The 2,235-nt window shown below is 68.9% G+C and carries 2 protein-coding genes; one reads left to right on the top strand and one right to left on the bottom strand.

Going from position 1 to position 2,235, the window contains the following annotated elements:
- Positions 1-13: 13 nt before the first annotated feature.
- Complete coding sequence (locus tag B9S61_RS30455; protein WP_258039752.1) at positions 14-1,315, bottom strand: IS4 family transposase; 1,302 nt, start codon at positions 1,313-1,315, stop codon at positions 14-16.
- 591 nt (positions 1,316-1,906) lie between these two features.
- On the opposite strand from B9S61_RS30455, the gene B9S61_RS30450 reads away from it, so the two are divergent.
- Positions 1,907-2,235: transposase (locus B9S61_RS30450; protein WP_181007547.1), on the top strand; the 329-nt coding region annotated here is incomplete at its 3' end.

Raw genomic sequence — 2,235 nt, 5'->3', positions numbered from 1 at the left:
CAAGGCCATGAAGTTATGGGCTGATGGGCCCTGTCAACAGGATGTCGATGCTGATGGTGGCCTTGTAGGTGCGTCGGTCCATGCGCAGGCTCTTGTACGCGTATCGGGACAGTGGTCGCTTGACGGCGCGGGGACTGACGCGGAGTCGGCGTGCTGTCATCGGCTGGTTCAGGACGGCGCGGCCGATGGTTCCGACGAGGTCGACGGCGGTGTCGGCGATCACGCCTGCGGCCTGGATGACCTGGTCGCGGGCGGTTTGGAGGGCGATGCTGGAGCTGGCCCGGTCGGGGTCCGCGTCGGGGAGGGTCGCGGTGGCGTCGGCGATGGCGATCCGGATCAGCTGGTAGGCGGTCAGCAGGGCGTAGACCTCCTGGGCGATGCCGGCCATGGTCCGGGCGCGCAGGACCCGGCGTCCGAGCATGGACTTCTTGATCGCGAAGAAGGCGGATTCCGCTTCCCACCGCTCGTGATACTGCTTGACCAGCTCGAATGCCGGGTGGCGGTGGTGGTCGAGCAGGGTGGTGGCCAGGCGGTAGACGCCGGTGGTGCGGCCGGCGGTGGTGGCGATGGTGATCTCGCATTCGATGATGCGGACCTCCAGCGTGCCGATCCGGGACAGGAACGAGCCGTCGTCGAAGCGGTGCAGGACCGGTGGCTTGCGGGTGGCGGACAGCCGGGCGAGGAACGCGGCGCCGGTGTCCGCGACCGTGGTCAGGAAGGCGTTGGAGGACAGGCCGCGGTCCAGCAGGACGATCATGCCCTCGTGCAGGGAGCGGGCCAGGCGCTTGCCGTGGGTGGTCTCGCCGCTGGTGCGCGGGCCGAAGACGGCGTCGATCACTGCCCGGGTGCCGCAGGCGACCAGGGTGACCAGGCAGATCTGCGGATAGCCCGAGGTGGCGTACTGGTTGGAGCCTTTGCCCAGGTGGGCTCGGGTGGCGGGACCGTCGGGGACATCGAGGTACGTGCCGTCGACGGCGACGACCAGCAGTCCCGCCCAGCGGGCCCCGGTGGTGCGGATCGCGCTCGCCGGGCCGCGCAGCAGGTCGAACAGGGCCCGCATGGGGCGAACGCCGAGCCTGGCGCGGGCGTGCCACAGTGCCGTCGCGGTGATCTTCGGGACAGGCAGGGAGCGCAGTGCGGAGGTCATCCTGGCCCACACGGCCGGATAGCCGCACTCCTCGAACAGAGCAGCAGCCAGGAGGAGGTAAACGACCACCCGGGCAGGGAGTTTCCGCAACCGCTGCTGGACGGCCCCGCACTCGGCCAGGGCGGCGTCGGCCATCTCGAACGGGACGATCTGCGTCAGCTCACCCAAGTGACCCGGAGCGAAAAGACCGTCGGCTACCGCGATCTCGCGGCTGATGACACACTGACCCGACAGCGGAGCCTCCGGTGCTGTGAACGGCTTGTCTTGGCGGACCAGCCAGTTCTACCGGGGCTCCGCTTCTCGCGTCCGGCGTTCCTCCAGATCAGACCCCACCTGCAGCCACGAACCCGACCCATAACTTCATGGCCTTGGGCTAACGGCCTGCAACGCGGCAGCGGGTCCCAAGCGCCTCGGTCAGCCGGGCCGCCGGGCCGCAACTCCATATTCCTGAGCATCTGGTTCGTCAGCACCTCCCGTGCGCGTAGCCTCACCACCAGAACGTCAGGAACCGGGCAAGTCGCCCTCGCGCATCAGCGGTCCCCGAGCCCAGACGAATTGAGCAGCAGAGTCGACGACGACTCTGTTGCTGAATTGCCTGCAGGGGTGCGGGGCGGCCCGGCATGATCGTTGGTGCGGTCGTTCTGTATGCCCCGGCCGTAGGGGGTCGGTGCGGTGTCCATGCGGCCGGGGGGATTGCCGCCCGTTCCTGAGCAGACCGCCAGGACGGCTCGCGCCGCCTTCCCCGGTGGCAGCCTGCCCATGCGCCTGCGTGACCACCTTGCCGAGGTCTTCGACGACGCGTTGTTCACCGATGCGTTTCCCAGCCGTGGGGCTCCCGCCCAGTCCCCGGCGCTGCTTGCCCTGGTGACGGTGCTGCAGTTCACCGAGAACCTCACCGACCGGCAGGCCGCGGACGCGTCACGGGACCGTCTTTCGTGGAAGTACGCGCTGGGCACGGAGCTGTCCGATGCCGGCTTCGACTTCTCCGCGTTGTCGAAGTTCCGTGCCCGGCTGGTCGGGCACGGCCTGGAACGGACGCTCTTCGACAGGCTCGTCGAGCACTGCCGCGAGGCCGGGCTGATCAAGGC

The sequence above is a fragment of the Streptomyces sp. SM1 genome (assembly GCF_002910825.1).
In the GTDB taxonomy this organism is placed as follows: domain Bacteria; phylum Actinomycetota; class Actinomycetes; order Streptomycetales; family Streptomycetaceae; genus Streptomyces; species Streptomyces okerensis.
The sequence above is the reverse complement of the archived record's forward strand: the minus strand, read 5'-3'. Positions and strand labels throughout refer to the sequence as shown.